This window comes from Halalkalicoccus tibetensis (assembly GCF_037996645.1).
Taxonomy (GTDB): domain Archaea; phylum Halobacteriota; class Halobacteria; order Halobacteriales; family Halalkalicoccaceae; genus Halalkalicoccus; species Halalkalicoccus tibetensis.
The window spans coordinates 331,039-348,955 of the sequence record NZ_JBBMXV010000001.1; the positions used below are offsets into that span (position 1 = coordinate 331,039).

Genomic DNA, 17,917 nt, shown 5'->3' on the forward strand with positions numbered 1-17,917 from the left:
GGCCGACGCGGACTCGGCCCGGCCAGCGATCCCGGCGCGTCGCCGCGAACCACGATCCTCGGGCGACGTCCATAGCGCCGTCCCGTGAGTCCCCCTCTCCATCGACGACAGTGGCGACCCTGGCGGCGGGGTGGCGCGTAGATGCTCCTCGACGAGCTGTTCGGCTGGCTCCCGGTCGAGGAGCCGGTCGTCGTCTTCACGCTCGCGCTCGCCGTGTTCCTGGTCGGTCCCCTCGCGATCAAACGCGTCGGCCTGCCCGGCATCGTCGGGATCGTCCTGCTCGGCGCGCTGATCGGTCCCAACGGGCTCGGGATCCTCTCGTTGACCAGCGCGATCGAGCTGCTGGGCGAGGTCGGGCTGGTCTACCTCCTCTTTACCGTCGGGCTCGAGCTCGACCTCCGCGGGTTCGCGAAGGCACCCGAGAACGCCGCGCTCTTCGGGCTGACGAGCTTCTTTCTCCCCTTCATCGCGGGTACGGGGCTCGGTGTCGCGGTCCTCGGGCTCTCGGTGCCCGCCGCGGCGCTGCTGGCGGCGGTGTTCTCCTCGCACACGCTGCTTGCCTACCCGGTGGCCAACCAGCTCGACATCACCAAGAACAGGGCCGTCACCGCGGTCTTCGGTGGCATCCTCTTTACCGACACGCTCGCGCTCGTCGTACTCGCGCTCGTGATGGGGGCTGTCGACGGCGGGCTGAGTGCCCTGCTGTTCGCGCAGATCTTCGGCGCGATCGTCGTGCTGTTCGCGGGCGTCTGGTTCGTCGTCCCGCCGATCGCCCGGTGGTTCTTCCAGAACTTGAGCGAGGAGAGCTACTTCGAGTTCCTCTTCGTCGCGACGGCGCTGTTCGCCGCGGGCAGCCTCGCGGAGGTCCTCGGCCTGTCGGCGATCCTCGGGGCGTTCGTCGCCGGGATCGCGCTGAACCGCCAGATCCCCCGCGGGGGAACGCTGATGAACCGCATCGAGTTCGTCGGCAACGCCTTCTTCATCCCCTTCTTCCTGATCTACGTCGGGATGCTCGTCGACGTCGGCGTGATCTTCGACGGGCTGGGGACCCTGCAGGTCGCCGCGACGATCCTCGCGACGATGTTCGTCATGAAGTGGGTCGCCGCCTGGGTCGTCAGCCGGATCCAGGGCTACGACGAGAACGAGCGCGGCGTGATCTACGGGCTCTCGGTGGGCCAGGCCGCGGCGGCGCTCGCGATCACCCTCATCGGGTTCGAGGAGGGGCTGTTCACGGCGGACGTGCTCAACGCCGTCGTGTTGATGATGCTCGTCGCGACGGTCGTCAGCCCGTGGTGGACCGTACGGGCGGGCCAGAAGCTCGCCCGCGAGGAGGAGGTCGAGCCCGGCGGTGACGACGAGCTCGACCCCCGGGTGCTCCTGCCGCTGTCGACCGACGCCGAGCGCCAACAGCGCCTGCTCGAGTTCGCGTTCGTCCTCAAGGAGGAGGACGCCGCCGAGCCGGTCCACCTGCTGACCGTGGTACGCCCGGAGTCCGGGCGAACGGAGGAGCAGGTCGCGCTGGTCGAGCGCGACCTCGAACGGGCCGCGGAGTTCGGCGGTGCAGCCGAGGTCCCCATCGAGAGCGAGACCCGCGTGAACCACAACATCGCCTCGGGGATCGTCCGGGGCAGCGTCGAGACCCGCGCGGACGTGATCCTCATGGGCTGGGACGCCCGCGCCTCGTTCGGCCGGCGGATCTTCGGCGACATCATCGACCAGGTGTTGCGGCGCACGCGGATCCCCGTCATGGTCTCGCGCCTCGGCCACCCGATCAACACCACCGAGCGGGTCTTCCTCGTCGTCCCCCACGGGATCGACCACCACGAGGGGTTCTACGAGGCGGTCCACGTCGTCAAACGATTGGCCTCGAAGCTCGGGACGCCGGTCACCGTGCTGGTCATGGAGGGTGACACCCACCAGTACGAGCGGCTGTTCGGCATGGTCGAGAACGAGGTCGACGCCGAGTTCGAGTCGATGGAGTGGAGTTCGCTGCTCGACTCGCTGGGCGAGCGTGCCGCGGAGGACGACCTGATCGTCACGCTCTCGCCACGGGAGGGCGAGGTCGGCTGGCACTCGGAGCTGGCGGAGCTGCCGAGCCGGCTCGTCGAGCTACCCCCACAATCGTTCGTGATGGTCTACCCGCGCCACGGCGAGCCCGAATACGGCGCGCAGTTCCTCCGGTTCAACTGAGCTCCCCTACCCCGAGGGGAAGACGACGACGGGCCGGTCGGCGTTCTGGAGGATCGAGTAGGTCGTCGATCCCGAGAGGATCTCGACGATCCGGTTCGACTCGCGAGGGATGAACCCGATCGCCGTCGCGTCCTCCTCGCGGGCGCCATCGAAGATCGTCTCGGCGACGTCCGACCCGTAGAGCATCCGCGTCTCGCAGGGGATCCCGGCGGCCTCGCACTCCTCGGCGACGACCGCGAAGGCCTCCTCGCCGCGCTCCTCCTGCTGGGTCGGCGAGGTCGGGTCGGGCGCGCCGTCGCCCTTCTCGACGACGTGGACGGCGAGCACCGACCCGTCGGCGTCGGCGATCCGCGGGAGCGCGCTCGCGCAGGTCGTTCGGGCGTCCTCCTCGCTTGCGACCGGCAGCAGTACTCGTTCGAGAACGTTCTCGGCCATACGGGGGCGTACGTCCCCATGGTTGTTAATCGGCGGGGATCGACCGGGAAATCGCGGCCAGCCCGGTGGGTGGAGCCCTTCGCGGTATCTAGTTCACCCCCCTCCTAGCCGCCTTCGAACCTGTTAAGGAGTCCCCTCGAAAAGGGGTTTCCATATGTCGTGTCGATACGCCGGTAGCCGCCGGACGAGACGTCGCGCGGGACGGACCGCGCAGCCGAGACGCCGGGGTCGCCGATGAGCGACGAGGAGCTCGCGAAGGACCTCGGGCTGGTCTCGGCGATGACGATCGGCATCGGGACGATGATCGGCGCGGGGATCTTCGTCCTGCCGGGCGTCGCCGCCCAGGAGGCCGGCCCGATCGTCGTCGCCTCGTTCATCATCGGCGGGCTCGTCGCGCTCGTCAACGCCTTCTCGGTCGCCGAGCTGGGCACCGCGATGCCGAAAGCCGGCGGCGCCTACTACTGGATCAACCGCGCGTTGGGGCCGGTCTTCGGTAGCGTCGCCGGACTGGGCGACTGGATGGGTCTCGCCTTCGCCAGCGCCTTCTACTGCATCGGCTTCGGCGGCTATCTCGTCACGTTCGTCCCGCTTCCCGACCTGCTCTTCCTGACCGACGTCCAACTGGGCGCGCTGCTCGCGGGCGCGACCTTCGTCGGCGTCAACTACATCGGCGCGAAGGAGACCGGCGGCATCCAAACGGTCATCGTCTTCATCCTGCTGGGCATCCTCACCGTCTTCTCGTTCGGGGGACTGCTCGCCTTCGACTACGCCACGCTCCTCAGCGAGGGCGGCTGGGCGCCCGGCGGCACGGGCCAGATCCTGCCCGCGACCGCGCTCGTCTTCGTCTCCTTCCTGGGCTATGCGAAGATCGCGACCATCGCCGAGGAGATGAAGAACCCCGGCCGGAACCTCCCGATCGCGGTGATCGGCAGCGTCGCGATCGTCACCGTGATCTACGGCGTGCTCGTGACGGTGATGGTCGGGGTCGTCCCGTGGCCCGACCTCAGCCTCGAGGTGCCCGTCTCGCAGGCCGCCGAGGTCGCGTTCACCGACGTCGGCGCCCCCGGTGCCGTCGTCGCCGGCGTCGCCTCGTTGATGACCTTCGGCGCGCTGCTCGCGACCGCGTCGTCGGCGAACGCCTCGATCCTCTCGTCGGCCCGCATCAACTTCGCGATGGGCCGGGACAAGATCGTCTCCGACGCGCTCAACGACATCCACCCGAAGTTCGCCACGCCCTACCGCTCGATCCTGCTCACCGGCGCGATGATCATCTTCTTCATCATCGTGCTCGGCGGGGACCTCGAGATCCTCGCCCAAGCCGCGAGCGTGCTCCACCTGATCGTCTACGCGCTGATGAACGTCGCGCTGATCGTCTTCCGGCGCTCCGATCTGCCCGACTACGACCCCGACTTCACCGTACCGCTGTACCCGATCACGCCGATCCTCGGCGCGCTGCTCTCGCTCGCGCTGATCGGCTTTATGGCACCCCTCGAGATCGCGCTGTCGGCGTTGTTCGTCGTCGTCGCGATCGCGTGGTACTTCCTCTACGCGCGCCAGCACACCGACCACCAGGGGCTGCTCGGCCAGTACATCCTCAGCCAGTCCGAGGAGATGCCCGACGCGGCGGTCTCGGCCGCCGAGACCGTCCAGCCCGACTCGGCCGACTACCGCGTGATGGTGCCGCTGTCGAACCCCCGAACCGAGAGCAACCTGATCTCGCTCGCGAGCACGCTCGCGAAGGCCAACGACGGCGTCGTCCACGCCGTCCACATCGTTCAGGTCCCGGATCAGACGCCGCTCCAGCAGGGCTCGAGACACGTCGACCGGATCGACGAGGAGTCGAGCAAGCTGCTCGCGGCCGCAGAGGAGAGCGCCGAGACGTTCGGCGCGCCCGTCGAGACCACGACGATCGTCTCCCACGAGTCCTTCGAGGAGGTCTTCGGCTCGGCCCGTCGGCTCGAGGCCGACACCGTCGTGATGGGCTGGAGCGAGAACCGCCCGTGGGCCGCCGGCCGCGCCGAGAGCACGCTCGACGAGCTCACCCACGATCTGCCCTGTGACTTCCTGGTCCTGAAGGACCGGGACCTCAGCGTCGACCGGGTGGTCGTCCCGACCGCGGGCGGCCCCGACTCCGACCTGAGCGCCGAGGTCGCACGCACCCTCCGCGACGAGGTCGGCTCCGAGATCGCGCTGTTGTACGTCGTCGACGGCGAGGACGAACGCGAGGAGGGCGAGGCGTTCCTGACCGACTGGGCGGCGGGCCACGACCTCTCGGACGCGGAGATCCTGATCGACGAGTCGGGCGACGTCGAGGGCGCGATCGGGCGGGCCGCCGCGGATCGCGACCTCGTGATCATCGGGGCGACCGAGCGGGGGCTGCTCTCGCGGCTCCTCAGCGCCTCGCTCGTCTTTGACGTCGTCGACGAGGTCGACTGCTCGGTGCTGCTCGCGGAACGCCCCTCGAAACGCTCGATCCGCGACCGGCTGTTCGGCTCGGGCAGCGACGAGGAGTAAATCCGTCGCGCTTTTCTCCCCGGAACCGCTCTCTCGGATATGGCCCGGTACCACATCGAGACCTACGGCTGCACCTCGAACCGCGGCGAGAGCCGCGCGATCGAGAGTGCGCTGCGCGACGCGGGTCACTACCGGGCGGACGGTCCCGCGGAGGCGGACGTCGCCATCCTCAACACCTGCACCGTCGTCGAGAAGACCGAGACGAACATGCTACGACGGGCACGGGAGCTCGAGGAGGAGACCGCCGACCTGATCGTCACGGGCTGTATGGCGCTGGCCCAGGGCGAGGAGTTCGCCGACGTCGACGCCCGCGTGATGCACTGGGACGAGGTGCCCCAGGCCGCGCTCAACGGCGAGTGTCCCACCCCTGGTCCGGGCGTCGAGCCCGTTCTCGACGGCGTCGTCGGCATCCTCCCGATCGCCCGGGGCTGCATGTCGAACTGTTCGTACTGCATCACCAAGCACGCCACCGGGCGAGTGGACTCCCCGAGCGTCGAGGAGAACGTCGAGAAGGCCCGCGCGCTGGTCCACGCCGGCGCGAAGGAGCTTCGCATCACCGGCCAGGACACAGGGGTATATGGCTGGGACGACGGGGAACGGAAGCTCCCCGAGCTCCTCAAGCGGATCTGTGCCATCGAGGGCGACTTTCGCGTGCGGCTGGGGATGGCCAACCCGGGAGGCATCCACGGCATCCACGAGGAGCTCGCGGAGGTCTTCGCCGAGAACGGGAAGCTGTACGACTTCATCCACGCGCCGGTCCAGTCGGGCAGCGACGACGTGCTCGAGGAGATGCGCCGCCAACACAGGGTCGAGAAGTTTCGGGAGGTCGTCGAGACGTTCGACCGGGAGCTCGACTACTGGACGCTTTCGACCGATTTCATCGTCGGATTCCCGACCGAGACCGAGGCCGACCACGAGCTGAGCATGGAGCTCCTTCGAGAGGTCCGCCCCGAGAAGGTCAACGTCACCCGGTTCTCGAAGCGCCCGAAGACCGACGCCGCGGAGATGAAGGGTCTCGGCGGGCAGACCAAGAAGGACCGATCGAAGGCGATGAGCGAGCTCAAGCGGGAGATCGTGGGCGAGGTCTACGCGGAGATGGTCGGCGATACCCGTGAACTCCTCTGTGTCGAGCCGGGGACCGGCGACTCGGTGAAGTGCCGGGACTCGGCCTACCGACAGGTGATCATCCAGAACGCCTCCGAACACGGGATCGAACCCGGCGACTTCTTCGAGGCCGAGATCACCGCCAACGAGACGATGTACGCGTTCGCCACACCGACCCGGGCGACGAGAACCGAGCCCGCACCCATGCGATAAGGTCCCAGCGTCGGCTCCTCGTCCATCTCCTTCCGAGAACGGCATTACGCTGAGACCGGACTGTGTATAGCTCCAGTGGCCGGGACCTCATTCGAACTCGCGGCCGAGCAGGCGGTCCGCGTCCGGGTCGTCCTTCCACTCGCCGAGCTCCTTGGGATCCATGTGAACGAAGACGTCGTCGATCTCGGGGAGATCGCGGATCGCCTCGACGATCTCGCTTTCGATGTCGTGGGCTTCCAGAAGGGTGCGTTCGCCCTCGACCTCGATGTGGAGCGAGACGTCGATCTCGGGGCCGACGTAGTGGGCGACGACGTCGTGGACGCCCTCGACCTCGGGGTGGGCAATCGTGCGCCGAACGATCTCGGCGTGGAGGTCCTCGGGCGGGGCGCGCCCGATCAGGTAGTCGACGTTGTCCCGCAACACCTCCCAGCCGGTGTAGAAGATGCCGACCGAGACGACGACGGCCGCGAGCGGGTCGAGGATCGGGTAGCCCGCGCGGGCACCGATGACGCCGATCAGAGCCGCGGCGACGGTCAGCACGTCGTTCCTGCTGTCGAGGCCGGTCGCGACGAGCGCGGGCGAGTTGTACTCGTTTCCGGCGCGCAGGCAGTAGCGATAGAGGCCGATCTTCACCGCGCCGGCCAGGACGAGGACGACGATCGCGGCGGGCCCGGTCGTGACCGCGACCTGCCCGAAGTACAGCGCACGGGCGGCCTGCCAGAGGATCACGCCGCCGGCGGCGAAGATGGCGATCGCGATGAACAGCGAAACCAGCGGCTCGATGCGCTCGTGGCCGTGGGGATGGTCGGTGTCGGGCGGCTGGGTCGTCAGATACAGCCCCGCGAGGATGACGACGCTGTAGATCACGTCCGTGAGGCTGTTTACGGCCTCCGAACCGACCGCGAGACTGCCGGTCTGGAACCAGACGACCCCCTTCGCGACGACGAGCCCCAGGTTCGCCACCAGGATCAGGAGGCCGACCCTGCGCATCGCGGAGGCCCGGTTCACGGCGGGGGTTCACAGCCGGCGGATAAATGGCCTTCGGGCTACTCGAACCTGACCGCTCGGTCCTCGCCCTCGCCGGTTCGGGCCCCGTCGAGCTCCGCGAACGCCCCGTGGAGTCGGTCGTAGGTCTCCTCTAAGGCCTGGACGATCACCTTCGTCTCGCCGATCACCGGCATGAAGTTCGTATCGCCCTCCCAGCGCGGGACGACGTGGGCGTGGAGGTGGTCGCCGATCGAGCCGCCTGCCCCCTCTCCGAGGTTGTAGCCCGCGTTGACCCCGTCGGGCGCGAACGCCGCGTCGAACGCCTCGAGGGTTCGCTGTTTCAGCCGGGCGTGGTCCAGAAGCTCCTCCTCGGGGAGCTCGGTGTAGTCGCCGGTGTGGCGGTTCGGGATCACCATTACGTGACCCGGGTTGTACGGGTAGTTGTTCAGGAGGACGAACGCGTGCTCGCTGCGGGCGACGACCCGGTTCTCCCGGTCGGCGTCGTCGGCCTCGAACGCACAGAACACGCAGTCGGGGTCGGCCCCGCCCTCGGGCGCGTCGCGCTCGACCCACTCGATCCGCCAGGGGGCGAAGATCTGGTCCATGTCTCGGGCTCGGACAGCGTCCCCTTAGTTGCCCCTCAATCGGCCCGGCGGGATCACTTATTATTACCAGATCAAAAAAGATAGATTTTTTTATGATTAGGTCTATGAAGAAAGTAATGGCTGTCAAAGAACGGTCCTCCCAAACGATGAACGAGTGGTGTCTCTGCTGCGACAGCGAGACCGAACACGCGGTCTCGATCGAGCTACGCACCGAAGGAACGAACCCCGAAACCGCCCACTACTCGCGCGAGCCCTACCGGCTCACCCGCTGTCTCGGCTGCGGCGAGCGCCGGAGCCAGCGCATGAACAACGCATAAGAGCCGCCCGGGCCCACCCCCAGGTCCCCCCCGCCGCCCGCTTGCTTCGCTTTCGAGCGCCGCGCCGAGTGCGCGGCAGTCCGTGGCTCAGTCCCGCGTCGTGACTTCGCAGCCGTCCTCGGTGACGATCACGGTGTGTTCCTTCTGGCTGACGAGCCTGTCGTCGTCCTCCTTCAGGACGGGGTAGCCGTGGACGAGTCCCTGCATCTTGAGGCGGCGAAGCGCCATCCCCGGCCGTGAGGAATCGAGCCACCGCGCGGCGAAGGGCAGGGTGCGGAACTCCTCGGTGATCTGTTCGAGGGCCTCGCGCGCGCCGCGGTCGCGCACCGAGCCCTCGTGTTCCAGCGCGAAGATCTCCTCGTCGCCCCCCTCGGTGACCTTGCCGCTGCCGTCGGTGGCGAAGGGTTCGATCGCGACCACGTCGCCGGCCTCGAGGGTCGTGCTCTGTGAGACCGCGCGGTTCGGGATGCTCGGCTCGGTGTGCTGGTCCCAGTGACCCAACCCGTGACCCGAGAGGTTGACGACGGGGTTGAAGCCGTAGCCCTCGATGGTCTCCTCGATCGCCGCGCCGAGCTCGCCGGTCTCGACGCCCGGCTCGACGAGGTCGATCGCGGCCTCGAGCGCCTCGGCGGGCGCCTCGGTGAGCTCGTCGTGGCCCGCGAGGTCGATGGTGGTCGCGGTGTCGGCGAGCCAGCCGTCGACGTGGACGCCGATGTCGATGTTGATCAGCTCCTCGCCGAACGTCGAGTCGTCGTCGGCGCTCGGGGTCGCGTGGGCAGCCTCCTCGTCGATCGAGATGTTGACCGGGAAGGCGGGCTCGCCGCCGAGCTCGCGGATCCGGTCCTCGGCGTACTCCGCGACTTCGAGGTGGCCCGTACCGACCTCGACGCGGTCGGCGGTCTCCTCGCGGACCTGCGTCAGGATCTCGCCGGCTTCCCGGACCTTCTCGTGCTCTTCGCTGCCTAATTCGATGCGGCTGCTGCTCATGGGCGCGCTTCGGACGAACGATCCAAAGCCCTTGCGTTGTCCGGTTCGGCGGTAGTTGGCGCTGCGTGAGCCGTCGGCGGTGCGGTGGCCGGCGCGAACGGGATCGCCGGAGGTGGCGATCCCGTTCGCGGGGCGGGGAAAGGCTGGCTGACCCGGAAGCGGCGCGTAACCGCGCGCCGCGTCCTGCTGTCCTGGAGGTCTCCGAAAACCGGAGGTTTTCGGGACCCAGAAAGGCCGCAAAGCGGCCTTTCTTAGGGAAATGAGAAGGGCGAGCGACTAACGCTAGTTAGTCGCGAGGGCTTTCGTTTGCATGAGCTCGCTGTTATAGGCACTCCCCATCCCACCCTTCCGATCACAGACGATGATCCCCGCCGTCGAGTCGGTGATCGCGGCGAACTCGTCGATGGCGCGGTCGGCCGCCTCCTGGGCGCTCGCACCTGCTTCGAGGTGGTCGACCGCGAGCCGCGAGAGGGTCACCCGCGCGATGTCCTCGCCCGCGCCAGTCGCGCTCGCGCCGCCCGCCGGGGTACAGTAGAAGCCGCTCCCGATCTGGGGGACGTCGCCCACGCGCCCGGCGAGCGCGAGCCACCGGCCACCAGTGGAAGTCGCCGCCGCGACGTGCTCGCCGTCGCTCGCGACCGCGCCGACCGTGTCATGGTCCTTCGGACCGTGGCCAGCGGGATCGTGTCCCGCGTCGTCGTGGTCCTTCGGATCGCTCTCCAGTTCCCGCCCTTCGGGATCGTCGGCGGTCTCGCCGAACCGGTCCTCGATCCAGGCGAGCTGCTCGCGCGGCCCGCCTGCGGGCGGCTCCAGGTTTGCCCATCGCTCGCGCGTGCGCGTTGACCACAGGTCCTCCTCGACGCCGATCCCGTGGTCGGCGGCGAAGTCGACGGCGTGGACCCCCGAGAGAAGCACGTGGGGCGTCTCCTCCATCACCGCGCGTGCGACGTCGACCGCGCGCCGAACCCCGGGCATCGAGCAGGCCGCGCCCGCCTCCCTGCGGTCGGTCATGATCCCCGCGTCGGTCCTGACGATCCCGTCGCTCTGGACCGCCCCGCCGACTCCGGCGTTGAACCGCGGGGAGTCCTCGAGGACGCGGATCGCCTCCTGGACCGCCCCGACCGCCGAGTCGGCCTCCGTTCCCGCCCGCGCGGCCCCGTCGAGGACCGCCTGTCTCTCCTCGGGCTCCTCGGGCGTGCTTCCGGCTCCACCGTGGACGATCACGTTCATGTCCCGGGGTCTCTCCCGATCCGGTTAACGCTGCCCCTCCGATTACAGTCATAATATATATGTAAATGCAGAATGTAGACGTACTTAGAGTTGCGGAGGGGTCGATCACGTCGACGCAGTCTGGTGGTTACTGGCGGGTAAGCGGGGCCGGTAACCTACATGTTCGCTGAGTTATATATGTGTTCCTGGATCAGCTATGGGTGTACTCGGAGCCCCCCCATGAACGCTGAAACACTCGATTCGACGCCCGCCGCACAGTTCGGAACGCCGACCGACGCCGAAGGATACGACATCGACGCCGACACCTTCGCCGAGGCCGACGAGCGCGACCTCGCCCGGTTCATGTCGGAGCAGACCTGCCTCGGCTTCATCTACCACGACCGCCGCGAGTACGAGGCCGCCGTCGCCGCGTTCTACCGGGTCGATCGCCACCAGTTCGCCCACCTCTCGGACGAGGAGGCCCTCGAGACCGCCCGTGCCCTCACCGACGCCTTCTGGGCGAAGGACGACGTCGAGCAGGGCTACATCGACGGCGCCGACGTCGATCCAGCGCTCGAGGACGCCGACTGGAGCCCCGTCGAGGACGCCCTCGCCCGCCGCGCCGAGATCGCCGGCATCGACCCCGAATACGCGCCGAAGACGACCGAAGCCTGGCGAAACCACAAGACCGGCGGCGACTACTGGACGCCGACGATGGTCGCCCAGTCCCACGAGATCACCGCGGCGATCGGCGCCGCCCAGGAGAAGCCCAAGTACGGCCGGTCGGGCTACGGCCACCTGGCGACCCGGTATCTGACCGGCCTCGAGCTCCACGACATGCACACCGAACGCCACTGGAAGGAGGCCGTCGGCGTGATGGCCGATTACTACGCAGGGATCCTCGGCACACAGGAGGGCGACCGATGAGCGCGAACGACCGCACCTTCGACGACGTCATCGTCGAGGCCAAGGCTCTACTCGAGGACCACGACGACCGGGAGTACGAGGCGCTCGCGGCGAGCGATAAGGCGAACTACCAGGAGGCCCTCGAGTTCCTCTCGCGGCTCGAATCGTCGCTCGACACCGGCGAAAGCGAGCGAAGCGAGGCGGACCGGAGCGCGGGGTCCTCCCCGGAACCCCAGGCGGACGGCGGCGAAACGCACGGAGATCGCTCGGAGGACGGGATCGAAACCGACCTCGAAGCGACGATGGGCGACGACGGGGACGTCGTAGGCCCGTTCGGCGGTGACGACGTGGTCGTCTACGATCCCGACGACGAGGAGGGATGGCTCTCGATGCGCCACGACGCGACGATCCCGCTCGAGAACATGCAATAACTTCCGGGAAACGGGTCTCCGACGGGCGAATAGCAGGTCTTTTAGGTGTCTTCCGCGACCGTTTAGGTGATATGAGCTACGACTACGACGAGGTCGAGGTTCCCGCGGACGGGGAGCAGATCACCGCCGACGACGACGGCAGCCTGAACGTCCCGGAGACCCCGATCATCCCGATCATCCACGGCGACGGGATCGGACAGGACGTCGGCCCGGTCGCCCAGAGGGTCCTCGACGCCGCCGCCGAGGCCACCGGCCGCTCCGTCGAGTGGATGCGCGTCTACGCCGGCTCGTCCGCCCGCGAGAAGTACGACGAGAACCTCCCCGACGACACCGTCGAGGCGATCAAGGAGTTCCACGTCGCCATCAAGGGGCCGCTGACCACGCCCGTCGGCGCCGGCTTCCGATCGCTGAACGTCGCCCTGCGCAAGAAGCTCGACCTGTACGCGAACGTCCGCCCGACCTACCACCTCGACGGCGTCCCGTCCCCGGTCAAGGACCCCGATGCGATGGACATGGTGTTCTTCCGGGAGAACACCGAGGACGTGTATGCCGGTATCGAGTGGGAGGCCGGCACCGACGAGGTCCAGCAGGTCCGGGAGTTCGTCGAGGACGAGATGGGCTTCGATGACGTGATGCACGAGAACCCGCTGGGCATCGGCATCAAACCCATCTCGGAGTTCGGAGCCAAACGCCTCGTACGCGAGTCCATCGACTACGCGCTGGAGAACGACCGCGACTCGGTGACGCTGGTCCACAAGGGCAACATCATGAAGTTCACCGAGGGTGCGTTCCGCGACTGGGGCTACGAGGTCGCAAAGGAGGAGTACGGTGAGGACGTCATCACCGAGGACACCCTCTGGGACCAGTACGAGGGCGAGCAGCCCGAGGGGAGCCTGGTCGTGAAGGACCGCATCGCCGACAACATGCTCCAGCAGATCCTCACCCGGACGAGCGACTACGACGTCATCGCGACGATGAACCTCAACGGCGACTACATCTCCGACGCCGCGGGCGCCCAGATCGGCGGCCTCGGCATCGCCCCCGGCGCCAACTTCGGCGAGACGCGCTGTCTCGCGGAACCGGTCCACGGGAGCGCGCCGAAACACGCCGGCAAGGACAAGGCGAACCCGACGGCGATGATCCTCTCGGGCCGTCTGATGTTCGAGTACATGGGCTGGGACGACGCGGGCCAGCTCATCGGCGACGCCGTCGAGGAGGCCATCTCCTCGAAACAGGTCACCTACGACCTCGAACGCCAGATCGAGGGCGGCGAGAAGCTGGCGGCAAGCGAGTTCGCCGACGCCGTCGTCGAGAACATCGAAGAACTCGCCTGAAGCGAGTTCTTCTGGCTCTCGCGGCACTGCCGCGAGAACATTGAGGAACTGGCTACGCCAGTTCCTCAAGCAATCAGACGCCGAAGGCGTCTGATCACATCGAAGAGGTGGCCTTTAGGCCACCTCTTCGATGTGATCAGACGCCTTCGGCGTCTGATTGCTTGAGGAACTGGCTACGCCAGTTCCTCAAGCAATCAGACGCCGAAGGCGTCTGATCACATCGAAGAGGTGGCCTTTAGGCCACCTCTTCGAGCAGTCGGATTCCTGTGGAATCCGACGACATCGAACGGATGCCGTAGACGACGGTTCTGCCTCTCACCGTTGTCGCTACGCGGGTAGGACCTGCGGAGAACTGTCGAAGCGATGGGCGGGTCGAGAACGCCGTTCAGACCACGTCCTCGATCTCCTCGCGGACCTCCTCGATCTCCTCGCGGGACTCGGCCTTCGATCCCAGCACGTCGACACAGACTTCGACCAGTGCATCGTCGCCGAAGACGGTGAGCCCCTCCGCGACCATGACCGCCGCGCGCGTGCCGACGTGGAGGTCGAGGCGGTCGCGGAGCTCGCGGACGATCTCGACGACCTGCTCGATGGTCTCGTCGTCGTGTTCGTCGACCCGCGAGGAGACGATCGCGATCTCGGTCTCGCGGTTGTAGTAGTCGAGGTGGATGCCGACGAGCCGGTCGAGCAGCGCGTCCTGCGGGCGGTGGACCCCGGCGTACTCCGTCGAGTTGGAGGTGAAGATCGCCCGGAACTCGGGGTGGACCTCGACGATGCGGTCCTGGCCGCGCTGGCCGGGCCGATCGAGGACGCCCTCCTCGAACACCGAGAGGAGGGCGTTGTTCGCGGCGGGTTTGGTCCTCGAGAACTCGTTGTAGACCAGCGTCGCTCCGTTCTGGACGGCCACTGATAGGGGATTGTCGACCCAGCGGTCCCGGACGATCGACTTCTTCTTCATCACGCCCCTGACGAAGTTGTCGCGTTCCTTGTACTGGGCCTTCCCCGAGCGCTCGCCGACCAGCGAGCCGGTGTCGATCAGCTCGTCGCCGTTGATCCAGACGACCGGCTGGTCGCGGGCGGCCGCGACCGACAGCGCGAGCGCCGTCTTCCCGGATCCGGTCGGGCCGACGATGTGGACCGGGCGGGGGACGTCGAGCCAGCCGCGCATCCGCTCCTGGAGCGACTCGATCTCGTCGGTCTCGACGAACGAGCCGCCGATCGCCTCCTCGACGCTCGTCGGCGCGAACGTCGCGCCGTCCTCCCCATGCTCCCGTACGAACCGATCGAGTTGGCGTTCTTCCTTGTCCATGGCTGTTGTGTCGGCCGCCCGCGCTGATGAACGTGTGGTTCGAGCATGGGCCGGTCGGAGGAAAAAGGGCTGTGCTTGCGGCTACTCCGCCCAGTCGGGGTTCGTCCGCGGCGGGCTGAATATATCCACACCTCGGACGACCGTCTCGCCACGGTTCTCCGCGCCGTGGAGCTCCTCGCCCGCGATGACGTACGACTCGCCCGCGTTCACGACCTCCTCGCCGTCCTCCAACAGGAAGGTCAGTTCGCCCTCGTAGACGAAGCCCGTCTGCTCGTGGTGGTGGTCGTGTTTCGGCACCGTCGCACCGGGCTCGAACTCGAAATGTTGAACGCTCATCTCCTCGCCCGCGGCCAGCTGTGCGAGGTGGACGTTCTCGACGGCTTCGGTCGTCTCGGTCAGCGAAACCCGTTCCATGCTGCCCCATCGCGCGGGCGGGCCTTATACGTCGCCCTCCCCAACTCCGGGGCATGTACGCCGTCGTGGGCTGCACCGACTGTAGCAGCCTCTGGATCCTCGAGGGCCGCCAGGAGAGCGCCCGCTGTCCGGGCTGCGGGAAGACCCACCAGTACGGGAAGCTGAAGAAGTTCGTCGAGACTGAGGACGCCGATCACGCCCGCGAGGTACGTGCCTCGATGCTCGCGAGCCGCGGCGGCCACGCCGACGCCTTCGCCGCGGTCGACTCCTTCTCGGAGCTCGATTCCCAGGTCGAGCGGCCCGTCATCGACGACGACGAGCTGCTCGAGAGCGCCGGGATCGATTCGGGGGAGGCGGCCGCGGCGGGCGAATCGACGGGAACCGGGGGCGGCTCCCGGAGCCGCAAGGAGGTCGTCCTCGCGGCGGTCGAGGAGCGCGAGGGGGCGACCAAAGACGAGGTCCTCGCCTACGCCACGGCCCGCGGCGTTCCCGAGAGCTACGTCGAACGGGCGCTCGAAAAACTGGTGCGGGCCGGCGAGCTCAGCGAATCGGGCGGTCGGTACCGCCGGCTCTAGAGCGCCTGCCAGATCGTTAACAGCGTCGCGACGATCGACAGGGCGATCTTGATGATGCGAAGCTGTACCACGGTCAGCTCCGGACAGCGCGTGCGCTGTTCGTGGTCGCGGTCGGTCATGGGTGGAGTACCCGCGGGTGCTCGCCCGACGGGTACGCTCGTTGGATTCACGGGTCGAAGGGATAATTCCGAGCCATCCGCACGGCGGAAGTGAAACTGGCGCGGCCGGCCGATTTATTACGCTCCTACGAACAGTTCACCTATGTCCTCGCGGGCGATCGAGTGGCACGTCGACGCCGCCAGCTCGCGGTCATTGCGGGTGATGGTTTACCTCGCCGTCGGGCTGTTCGGCGGCGGCGCGCTGCTCCTCCTCGGCGGAATGGGGTTTCTGGGGGTATCGCTGGCCCTCGACGGCGAGTACACCTATCTCGCCTGGGTCGCCCTGCTCGCCTTCATCGGCGGCCCTCTCTCGTTGGTCTATCTCTGGCCGATGCTCGTCGAACGCGAGCAGCGCCCGCCGCTCGCGTCCTTCGCCGGCGACCGGGAGATGGCCGAGCGCTACGCCGCCGTCTTCACCCGTGATCGGCTGCTGGCGGCCGTCCTCTGCGGCGCCGTCGGGCTGTTCGCGCTCGCTCTCGTCGACCCGCGACTCGCCTTCGGGGCCGTCGTCGGGTCGTTCCTCCTGCTCCCGGTCGCTTCGGGTGTGATCTCGCGCGGGCGGGTCGATCCTAACGAGGCGACGCTGACCTACATGGATCGGCCCGTCGACCTCGCCCGGATCGAACGGATCAGGCGGGTCGATCTCGGCGGAACGGCGTTCTGTTGGCTCTCATATCACCCTGGCTACGGGAGCTTCGGCACGCCCCACCTGATCGTTGCGGTTCCCGAGGCCGCCGACGCGATCGAGCGAACAGTCGCCAGCGTGGAACCCGAGATCGACGAGGAATACGACCCGAACCGGGTGGTGCAGGCCGCACTCGGGGCTCTCGCACTCTCGTCGTTCTCGACCGCCGTGTTCGTGTTCTTCGCGGAACCCGGTAGCGCGGGTGATCCCGTTCTTCGGTGGTATATCGCCGTCGTCTTCTGTTTTTTCGGACTCCTGTTCGCCCTCGTCGCGTTCTTCTCGGGTTAGCGCCCGAGCTCCTCGTGGGCGCTCGAGAGGTGTCGGGAGGCGAGCGCCGCGAGCAGGGAGAGCTCGCCCGCGAGCGCGCCGGTCGCGATGACCTCCGCGAGCGCGTCGGCGTTCGAGCCGGCCGGGTCGCCGCCGCCGCGCAGCCCGAGAACGTCGAGGGCCTCGTTCTGCGTCGGCAGTTTCGTGCCGCCGCCCACCGTCCCGACTTCGAGGCTGGCGATCGAGAGGCTCGCGTACAGGTCGCCGTCCTTGACCTCGGCGGTCGTGATCGCGTTCGCGCCCTCGACCACTTGGGCGGCGTCCTGGCCCGTCGCGAGAAAGGCCGCCGCGATCGTGTTCGCCGCGTGGGCGTTGAATCCCAGACTGCCGGCCTTCGCGCTCCCGATCAGGTTCTTCCGGGTGTTCGCCTCCGCGATCGCCTCGGGGGTGGTGTGGAGCCGCTCCTCGACGACCTCGCGGGGGATCGTCACGTCGGCGGTGACGCTACGCCCCCGGCCTTCGACCGCGTTGATCGCGGCGGGCTTCTTGTCGGTACAGAGGTTGCCCGAGAGCGCGACCAGCGATGCGGTGGTGGCGTCCTCGATCAGGTCGCAGGCCGCCTGCGTCGCGATCGTCACCATGTTCATCCCCATCGCGTCCTTCGAGTCGAAGCGAAAGCGGAGGAAGACGTTGTCGCCGACGACGTAGGGCGTGATATCGAGCAGCTCGCCGTGGCCCGTCGTTTCCTCCGCCTTCTCGCGCAGTCTCTCGACGTTTTCCTCGACCCACTCGACGACTTCGGCGGCCTCGGCGATCCCCGAGACCCGGAAGACGGGCGCGCGGGTCATCCCCGACTTGGTGACGCGGGCGTCGCTCCCCCCGGCCGCCCGGATCACCGAACAGCCCCGGTTCACGGAGGCGATCAGCGCGCCCTCGGTGGTCGCGAGCGGGAGGTAGAAGTCGCCCTCGGCCGCGCCGCCCTCCCCGTCCTCGTTGAGCGGGATCGGCCCGGCGACGCCCATCGGGAGCTGTGCGCCCCCGATCATGTTCTCGACGTTGGGCTCGGCGTCCTCGGCCGCAAAGGAGAAGTCGCCGATCGTTCCCAGGTCGGCGTCGGTCTCGGCCTCGAGCAGCTCCCGGCGGGCGGCGGCGGCCGTCTCCGGGTCAGCATGCTCCTCGAGCTCGTGCAGACGCAGGTCGCCCTCGCGGACGCGTGCCGCGAGGTCCGCTGGATCGCTCATACCGGGACCTCGTAACCGCGGGGCCTAAGGATGCCG

The 17,917-nt window shown here is 67.9% G+C and carries 18 protein-coding genes; 9 read left to right on the forward strand and 9 right to left on the reverse strand.

The window, feature by feature from the left end; translation table 11 throughout:
• Positions 1 to 141: 141 nt before the first annotated feature.
• The gene (locus tag WOA58_RS01930) at positions 142 to 2,190 is read left to right on the forward strand and encodes a cation:proton antiporter (RefSeq protein ID WP_340602451.1); all 2,049 of its coding nucleotides are present in this window, start codon (positions 142 to 144) and stop codon (positions 2,188 to 2,190) included.
• A gap of 6 nt (positions 2,191 to 2,196) precedes the next feature.
• Here WOA58_RS01930 and WOA58_RS01935 read toward each other — a convergent pair whose 3' ends face one another.
• A complete protein-coding gene (locus tag WOA58_RS01935; protein ID WP_340602452.1) occupies positions 2,197 to 2,625 on the reverse strand; it encodes a universal stress protein in 429 nt (142 codons plus the stop codon).
• A 234-nt stretch (positions 2,626 to 2,859) separates the two neighbouring features.
• Here WOA58_RS01935 and WOA58_RS01940 point away from each other — a divergent pair, with 234 nt between their 5' ends.
• Together WOA58_RS01940 and WOA58_RS01945 are read left to right on the forward strand one after the other, a co-directional pair.
• Positions 2,860 to 5,139, forward strand: coding sequence for an amino acid permease (locus WOA58_RS01940; RefSeq protein WP_340602453.1), 2,280 nt, complete (start codon positions 2,860 to 2,862; stop codon positions 5,137 to 5,139).
• Positions 5,140 to 5,178: 39 nt separating this feature from the next.
• Positions 5,179 to 6,456, forward strand: a complete 1,278-nt coding sequence (locus WOA58_RS01945) for a tRNA (N(6)-L-threonylcarbamoyladenosine(37)-C(2))-methylthiotransferase (protein ID WP_340602455.1) — start codon at positions 5,179 to 5,181, stop codon at positions 6,454 to 6,456.
• A gap of 87 nt (positions 6,457 to 6,543) precedes the next feature.
• Here WOA58_RS01945 and WOA58_RS01950 read toward each other — a convergent pair whose 3' ends face one another.
• Both WOA58_RS01950 and WOA58_RS01955 read right to left on the reverse strand, forming a co-directional pair.
• Positions 6,544 to 7,464 carry a cation diffusion facilitator family transporter gene (locus tag WOA58_RS01950; protein ID WP_340602456.1) on the reverse strand — a complete coding sequence of 307 codons (921 nt, stop codon included), beginning with the start codon at positions 7,462 to 7,464 and terminating at the stop codon, positions 6,544 to 6,546.
• A 38-nt stretch (positions 7,465 to 7,502) separates the two neighbouring features.
• A complete protein-coding gene (locus WOA58_RS01955) occupies positions 7,503 to 8,048 on the reverse strand; it encodes an HIT family protein (RefSeq protein ID WP_340602457.1) in 546 nt (181 codons plus the stop codon).
• Between the two features lie 116 nt (positions 8,049 to 8,164).
• Between WOA58_RS01955 and WOA58_RS01960 the strand changes: the two genes are divergently transcribed.
• A complete protein-coding gene (locus WOA58_RS01960) occupies positions 8,165 to 8,365 on the forward strand; it encodes a DUF7835 family putative zinc beta-ribbon protein (RefSeq protein ID WP_340602458.1) in 201 nt (66 codons plus the stop codon).
• Positions 8,366 to 8,452: 87 nt separating this feature from the next.
• Here WOA58_RS01960 and map read toward each other — a convergent pair whose 3' ends face one another.
• Both map and WOA58_RS01970 read right to left on the reverse strand, forming a co-directional pair.
• Positions 8,453 to 9,352 (reverse strand): type II methionyl aminopeptidase, encoded by a 900-nt coding sequence (gene map, locus WOA58_RS01965; protein WP_340602459.1) that lies wholly within the window; start codon positions 9,350 to 9,352, stop codon positions 8,453 to 8,455.
• Positions 9,353 to 9,634: 282 nt separating this feature from the next.
• Entirely contained in the window at positions 9,635 to 10,582 is a 948-nt protein-coding gene (locus tag WOA58_RS01970) for an isoaspartyl peptidase/L-asparaginase (RefSeq protein ID WP_340602460.1), read from the reverse strand.
• A gap of 219 nt (positions 10,583 to 10,801) precedes the next feature.
• Here WOA58_RS01970 and WOA58_RS01975 point away from each other — a divergent pair, with 219 nt between their 5' ends.
• The 3 genes from WOA58_RS01975 to icd all read left to right on the forward strand — a co-directional run bounded on the left by WOA58_RS01975 (position 10,802) and on the right by icd (position 13,232).
• Positions 10,802 to 11,488, forward strand: a complete 687-nt coding sequence (locus tag WOA58_RS01975; RefSeq protein WP_340602461.1) for a hypothetical protein — start codon at positions 10,802 to 10,804, stop codon at positions 11,486 to 11,488.
• Positions 11,485 to 11,898: a hypothetical protein gene (locus WOA58_RS01980; protein ID WP_340602462.1), complete on the forward strand. Its 414-nt coding sequence runs from the start codon at positions 11,485 to 11,487 to the stop codon at positions 11,896 to 11,898. Before WOA58_RS01975 ends, WOA58_RS01980 begins: the two co-directional genes overlap by 4 nt.
• A gap of 71 nt (positions 11,899 to 11,969) precedes the next feature.
• Entirely contained in the window at positions 11,970 to 13,232 is a 1,263-nt protein-coding gene (gene icd / locus WOA58_RS01985) for an isocitrate dehydrogenase (NADP(+)) (protein WP_340602463.1), read from the forward strand.
• Positions 13,233 to 13,617: 385 nt separating this feature from the next.
• On the opposite strand, the gene gvpN is transcribed toward icd, so the two are convergent.
• Together gvpN and WOA58_RS01995 are read right to left on the reverse strand one after the other, a co-directional pair.
• Positions 13,618 to 14,541 (reverse strand): gas vesicle protein GvpN, encoded by a 924-nt coding sequence (gvpN, locus tag WOA58_RS01990; protein WP_340602464.1) that lies wholly within the window; start codon positions 14,539 to 14,541, stop codon positions 13,618 to 13,620.
• A gap of 81 nt (positions 14,542 to 14,622) precedes the next feature.
• Positions 14,623 to 14,955: a cupin domain-containing protein gene (locus WOA58_RS01995; RefSeq protein ID WP_340602465.1), complete on the reverse strand. Its 333-nt coding sequence runs from the start codon at positions 14,953 to 14,955 to the stop codon at positions 14,623 to 14,625.
• A gap of 53 nt (positions 14,956 to 15,008) precedes the next feature.
• On the opposite strand from WOA58_RS01995, the gene WOA58_RS02000 reads away from it, so the two are divergent.
• On the forward strand, positions 15,009 to 15,530 hold the full coding sequence (locus tag WOA58_RS02000; RefSeq protein ID WP_340602466.1) for a DUF5817 domain-containing protein: 522 nt from the start codon (positions 15,009 to 15,011) through the stop codon (positions 15,528 to 15,530).
• On the opposite strand, the gene WOA58_RS02005 is transcribed toward WOA58_RS02000, so the two are convergent.
• Positions 15,527 to 15,649, reverse strand: a complete 123-nt coding sequence (locus tag WOA58_RS02005) for a hypothetical protein (protein WP_340602468.1) — start codon at positions 15,647 to 15,649, stop codon at positions 15,527 to 15,529. The genes WOA58_RS02000 and WOA58_RS02005 overlap by 4 nt on opposite strands.
• A gap of 142 nt (positions 15,650 to 15,791) precedes the next feature.
• On the opposite strand from WOA58_RS02005, the gene WOA58_RS02010 reads away from it, so the two are divergent.
• Positions 15,792 to 16,661 carry a hypothetical protein gene (locus WOA58_RS02010; protein WP_340602469.1) on the forward strand — a complete coding sequence of 290 codons (870 nt, stop codon included), beginning with the start codon at positions 15,792 to 15,794 and terminating at the stop codon, positions 16,659 to 16,661.
• Here WOA58_RS02010 and hmgA read toward each other — a convergent pair.
• Positions 16,658 to 17,881, reverse strand: a complete 1,224-nt coding sequence (hmgA, locus tag WOA58_RS02015) for a hydroxymethylglutaryl-CoA reductase (NADPH) (RefSeq protein WP_340602470.1) — start codon at positions 17,879 to 17,881, stop codon at positions 16,658 to 16,660. The two genes, WOA58_RS02010 and hmgA, sit on opposite strands and share 4 nt — an antisense overlap.
• Positions 17,882 to 17,917 lie beyond the last annotated feature (36 nt).